This window comes from Desulforegula conservatrix Mb1Pa (assembly GCF_000426225.1).
In the GTDB taxonomy this organism is placed as follows: Bacteria; Desulfobacterota; Desulfobacteria; order Desulfobacterales; family Desulforegulaceae; genus Desulforegula; species Desulforegula conservatrix.
The window spans coordinates 1-5,871 of sequence record NZ_AUEY01000120.1 but is presented as its reverse complement, the minus strand read 5'-3'; the positions used below and the strand labels follow the sequence as shown (position 1 = coordinate 5,871).

3 protein-coding genes, 1 pseudogene and 4 riboswitches are annotated in these 5,871 nt (G+C 42.0%); all 4 genes and pseudogenes read right to left on the bottom strand.

What is annotated here, in order from left to right:
- Positions 1-226: 226 nt before the first annotated feature.
- Positions 227-2,485 carry an LVIVD repeat-containing protein gene (locus K245_RS0120305; protein WP_027360649.1) on the bottom strand — a complete coding sequence of 753 codons (2,259 nt, stop codon included), beginning with the start codon at positions 2,483-2,485 and terminating at the stop codon, positions 227-229.
- 414 nt (positions 2,486-2,899) lie between these two features.
- Entirely contained in the window at positions 2,900-3,781 is an 882-nt protein-coding gene (locus tag K245_RS0120295; protein ID WP_027360648.1) for a hypothetical protein, read from the bottom strand.
- A gap of 355 nt (positions 3,782-4,136) precedes the next feature.
- Complete coding sequence (locus tag K245_RS0120290; protein ID WP_027360647.1) at positions 4,137-4,631, bottom strand: DUF6160 family protein; 495 nt, start codon at positions 4,629-4,631, stop codon at positions 4,137-4,139.
- A 34-nt stretch (positions 4,632-4,665) separates the two neighbouring features.
- Positions 4,666-4,748, bottom strand: a riboswitch (cyclic di-GMP riboswitch).
- 97 nt (positions 4,749-4,845) lie between these two features.
- Positions 4,846-4,933: riboswitch (cyclic di-GMP riboswitch) on the bottom strand.
- A gap of 6 nt (positions 4,934-4,939) precedes the next feature.
- Positions 4,940-5,018, bottom strand: a riboswitch (cyclic di-GMP riboswitch).
- A gap of 6 nt (positions 5,019-5,024) precedes the next feature.
- A riboswitch (cyclic di-GMP riboswitch) is annotated at positions 5,025-5,103 on the bottom strand.
- Between the two features lie 570 nt (positions 5,104-5,673).
- A pseudogene (locus K245_RS28420) lies at positions 5,674-5,871 on the bottom strand (hypothetical protein); the annotation flags it as partial.

Below are 5,871 nucleotides of genomic sequence, written 5' to 3'. Positions count from 1 at the left end.
CGCTATGTACCATTCTCTTCCTGTCGCTTCCTTCAAACCCTACCGTTACCAGTAGCGCCCTTGCGATTCGGATTGATTTCCCCTCGGACGGGGTATCTCTGCTTTCTTTCAAACAGACGGGGGCACGGCTTTGCCGGGCAAACAAATAAAAAAGCGGAGCTTAAGTGCTCCGCTTTTTTATTATTCTTTACTATACAAGCCAAATTCAGTCACGCAGAAGCTGTGGTTAGTGCTCTATGAAATCATGAATAGATGCAAAAGCTGTTCTTATTCTGTTTGCAGCTTTCTCAAATAAAGAGGCAGAGTCTCTCTGGAGTAATCTTATAAAACATGCAGATTCAGGATCTGAGGGATTAAGAGGGGCCGGAGGTGTCACATCTTTTACAGAAAAACGGCTTATATTATTAATACCACTGCCGTCCGCAACGTGTGTTAAATTATTGTAGACCATTATTCCTGATGCGACACCATACGAAGCATAGTTTATTAATACTGTAGATGTGCTTGGGTTTTCAACGTCGACAACAACATAACCATTAGCCCCTCTGCTCACAAATGCATAGTTTTTTGAAGCAAATACGTCATTTGCGAATCCGTTTACACTCGTCTGATAAGGAGTGCCAGGCAGCAATGGATTTGTAATATTTATGGTCTGAAGACCCGAAGCCCCGTCTGCTATAAAAGCATTATTCCCATCAATGTGAACAGCAACAGCAGTGCCTGGTGTATCCACTGTAGAAACTGGCAACACAGGGCTGTTTGGAGCTGAGATGTCTCCGATTACCATCCCTTTATCACCGGAAGCGAAATAAGCGTATCTGTCCTTTATATCAATGCCCTTAAGTTCATAACCTGGAAGGCTGAAACTCAAAGGCTGAGAAGGATTGACAGGATCTCGAGCGTCAACAACTGCAAGCCCGGATGTCCCATCAGCAATATAAACATAGCCATCTTTTACGGCAAGATCATAAGCAAAGCCCTGCGTGTCAACTCTTACGGGGTTTCCTGGAAGTCTCGGATTTCCAATGTAAACAATGTAAAGTCCGCCATCGCCTGCAGAAATATATGAAAAATCATTTGATACTTTTATACCTGTTGGAGCAGAAGAGAGAGGCTGGACAGCTTCAAGTGTTACCGAGTCCGTTGCCGTTACATCAAAAATATAAAGGGCAGGAGCTTTCCCTTCGGAAACCATGAAAGAAAAGGTTCTGTTCTCAAATTTATTCAGAGTTGTATTTTCAACCTGGAATTCGGCTATATCCAGAGCTTTCCCGTTTATCAGTGATTGAGGAGCCAATCCTGTATCTGACGGCACTTCGGGATTCGATATATCATAAGCCTTTAACCCCTGTTTTAGGCTTGCAAAATACAGGGAACTGCCAATCGTAAAAACGGAATAAGTCCCTGCTGTGTTGTCAGATATGCTTGTCTTGATTGCGTAAGTTTCAAGTCCTGACGTTGTCAATCCCGTCGAATTCACAACATCGACAATTCTTACACCTTTATCATTATCCGCAACAAAGGCATAATTACCATGAAGAGAAAGTCCTCTTCCCATGGAAAGAGTATCACACCTTCCAATATTCTTGATTTCCTTGACATTGGTGGTTTCAGTGTCTGTCGGTTGAGGATTAACAATAATCTGATACTTTACGACCGCAGCCTGGGAAGAAGATGTATTCGGGCCTGCGACAAAGCAGTAAAGCTTGTCAGAATAAACAGCCACGGCCAGATCCTTGACGACCGAAATGCTGTTGTAATAAAAGTCCCTGAGATCTTTGGATACTGGTTTAAGAATCTTTCCTGGATTTGTGGCGTCAAAAATTCTCAGGCCATAATAGCTGTCAAGCACAAAAACATAAAGTTTCCCGCCATAATAATATGAGTCAACATTAATATATCCGCCGGTTGTTTTGGATTCATAAGGGCTGTCCTGTCTGTAAAAACCGTATTCAAAAGGCAAAGAAGGATCAGTCACATCGTAAACCCTCATTCCAAAATTTTTATCTGCGAGGAATACAAATTTGCGACCAGCAGTTGTTCCAGTCCCGGCAGTGTATTTTAAAGCGTATGCATTTATCTGCTTTATTTCTACGCCCATTACATAACCTGGATTATTTGAGTTTTCCTTGATAGTTGAAATAGTTTTGGGATTAGCAGGGTCAGAGACATCAATTGTAACAAAGCCTCCTTCTCCACCTGCTACATGAAGAACTTTAAGATCCTCATCATAGGCTACGCCTTTAATCCCGCTCTTTGTGGATAGTCTGATATGGCCCCTATAGGTCATATCAAGATCATATATCCCGACAACGTCTCCTGTGCCGAAAAAAACTATTTCTCTGGTATTATCCACTGCAATCGCCCGGGGATTGTCAAATCCTGGCCAGATCCCCACATTTTTTACTTCTAATTCTGCTGCTCCTGTTGCTGAGCCAGAAATAAATATAAAAAACACCGCAAGAAAACCAATGATCCTTCGCATAATAATTCCCTGACTTTAATATTAGTACATGTTCTAACTTAAGTAGGTCGGGTTAGAGCGCCCTTTGCTCGTAACCCAACATAAAGCTTTGTCAAACGTCGGATTATACGATATTTATAGATAAAGCATATATCCATAATCCGACCTACGATTACCCTATTTCAACAATATCCGAAAGTGTCTGAAAAATGCTGATCCGGATCAAGTCCGGCATGGCTCTGAAGCCCTTTTATGACTTTTTGAGAGATCACCAAGTATCTTCCAAATTCTTTGATAAAGACCAATTAATAAAAAAACAATGGTACCAGATAAATAAAAATTTCGGGCCCGCATTGAGCGAACCCGAAATTTATAACCAGAAAACTTTCTGACAAAAAAAGTAAAATAGCTCATCAAATCGTCACAACACAAATTTCAAAATTTTATGCTTGCGGAGATGCCATAAGAACTCTCGTCTCCTGTCCTCGCATCTAAATTAATGGAACCTTTGTCAAAGATGCTAAAGCTTGCGCCATATACCCAGCCCATATTTTTTTGAGTGTCTACGCTTTCATCATATACGGTACTGACGGTATAACCTGATGAAATCTCGTTATCCTGAAGAGCATAAGTCTCCCGTCCGATGGTATTGGAAACCCTGAATCCAAAATAAGGATTAAAATAATCAATTGTTATACCAGCAATAAGAGCAAGCTGGTATTCGTTCAGATATGTTTTATAAAACTTGGTTCCTTCTTCAATCCAGTCAGTCCTGAAGCTTATCTGCCTATAACGAGCATCAAATCCGAATTTTACCCTCTCAATGAATTCCTTGTATGATTTATCATATATAGTACCAGCTATTCCACCACCAAAGATTAGACTCTCGTCAGGCTCAAATTGTTCATTTACAGAAAGAGTTTTGACAGGCATTGAAGTATCGGAATATTTATAATTGAATGTCACATCCGCCCTGCCAATCAAGCCATAAAATAATATCCTGTCCCAGAGTTTAACACCTGCCATTGCCTCAATGGAAGTATAGTCAAGCTTGGATGAACGTTTTTTCTCATAATGTCGTTCTTCCTTGTTTGTATCATCCGGCTTGACAGCAACAAATCGTTCTATCTGTTCCGGAAATTTGTAAGACTGGTCCTGCACGAGAATTGAAAAGACAGGAGAAAACATTGAGTCATAGCTGAGCACGCCTTCACCCCATATACCAGGATCGGAAGTACTGAAAGCAGGAGCGGAAAAAGCTGACTTAGTGAATATCAGGATGAATAGAAACAGAAGTGTATAAATTTTGCGGTACAATTAATTGCTCCTCAATATCTGCTGAGAACTATTTAGAATTTAACGGATAGATAATATAAGATCAGCAACTTATCATTCCTGGAGATCATAATCAATTAAATATCGTATCTACAAAAGTAAAAGAATACGAAGGTAAAGAACGCAGGGAGATTATAATATAACAGGCATATACTTTTTTCTATATATAGGCTGGTATATTACAAAACAATAACTCAACATCTTTGCAGCGCAGCCTAATAATAATAAATTTCTAACTGAATTAGCATATTTTTACTAATAAGGCGGCAGCAAACTTATGCTGCCGCCTTATTGCAAAAAGGAGGTAAAAGGGTAGGCACACGGCCCACCCTTTTTATTAAGGATGAGCTGTGATTCTTATGTTTCCGGATATTTCAGCACGGAATCCCTCAACTGTTATACTTCCAAAGCTCTTGCCCTGACCAGGTGCATCACCAACTGTTATGGAACCAATATTGAGCTTTTCCATCTCAACAACAACTCCATTCATGGAAACATTAAGACCGGTCAGCATGGTGTTTCTGTAACGATCCATTTCAGTTGTTACTGTTGTGGATACTGGATTGATAGCTGTAACGCTGCCCTTGAACTCGATATTATTCAGGCTAAGGAAAGCGCCTCTGCCATCAGTACCATCTTCATCACCATAGGCAAGAGTCTTTACATGAGTATTAAAATCCACTCTGTCCTGCATTGTTGCCACTATTCCAGCCTGGGCAGTTGCATTGCGCATCTGATCTTCAGTCATACTGGTAAGAGCTGAAGCAAGACTTGGGAGGGATACCATACCGATAATAACCATTATTATATTAAGGAAACTAAGCTTTCTCATAAGGATGCTCCTTTCTGAGAGGGTATCCGACCCTACAGGCAACCCGGCTATCCGTCCTTGATAAACGGACCCGCAGCTTTCCGTCCCAGGATTACTCCTGGTTTGGCTCATGGAGGCGACCCGGCTATCCCCAACCCTAAAATTGTGGACCCGTGGCTTTCCGTCCCAGGATTACTCCTGGTTTGGCGGATAAACTCATCTGATAATTGTGTTTTCAGGTAACCCGACTATCCCCGACCCTTCATAATCGTGGACCCGCAGCTTTCCGTCCCAGGATTACTCCTGGTTTGGCATTGTTTCTGTACATATCAGGTAGCTCGGCTGTCCGCATGATACGGACCCGTGGCTTTCCGTCCCAGGATTGCTCCTGGTTTGGCGTTGTGTCTGTACTTATCAGTTAGCCCGGCTATCCGCATGATACGGACCCGTGGCTTTCCGTCCCAGGATTACTCCTGGTTTGGCGATGAGGTGGCTCGACTATCCATGACCCTAAAAATCATGGACCCGCAGCTTTCCGTCCCAGGATTGCTCCTGGTTTGGCATTGGATAATTAGCTTACTACCCTTTTACCCCGTGTGAATCTTTTAGCCTTATATAGGAATAAATTTCGTGGGTCGGATTAGAGCGACCGTTGATCAGCATCCAACTAAAAAAATGCAAAAGCTTGATTCGAAACCAATTAGAATAGCTAAAAAACTCACACGGAAACAATTTCAAAGAACACTGTTTTCCAAGATGATAGCTGCTTACACGAAAAAATTCAAGAAAACATATTGTAAATATTTTATATTGGGCAAAATACTGATGGACTTGCAAAAAGTCAAAAAAAACGCCTCGGCGTCATGCCGGACTTGATCCGGCATCTTTATATTTTCAATTATTTCTGGATTCCGGCCTTCGCCGGAATGACGAGAATTGGACTTTTGCGAATCCATCAATATTAGCGTCCAAATATCGAGTAGGGTGAAGCAGCTGATCAAGTCTGCTTCATCCCTCTCACAGAACCGTGCGTACGGGCCTCGTACACGGCTCTTGTTCATCCTTATCTCGTTGTAAAAAGAGGAAGCACTCCCGTTTGAATTTCATTCATCGCGAACAGTCCGATTTCTTCAAACCATTTGTTGGGCATTGCCCAGTGGCTGAGCTGACATGCCGAGTTCCGCCATGATGTCATTTTGATGCTCTGGAATTCGCCGTTATACCCCAGCTGCCTGAGCCGCCTGTGCAGTTTATTCGGTTT

What these genes read in the sequence shown, in the direction of transcription:
- K245_RS0120305 (WP_027360649.1), bottom strand. Translation starts at nt 2,485, where the DNA reads ATGCGAAGGATCATTGGTTTTCTTGCGGTGTTTTTTATATTTATTTCT.
- K245_RS0120290 (WP_027360647.1), bottom strand. Translation starts at nt 4,631, where the DNA reads ATGAGAAAGCTTAGTTTCCTTAATATAATAATGGTTATTATCGGTATG.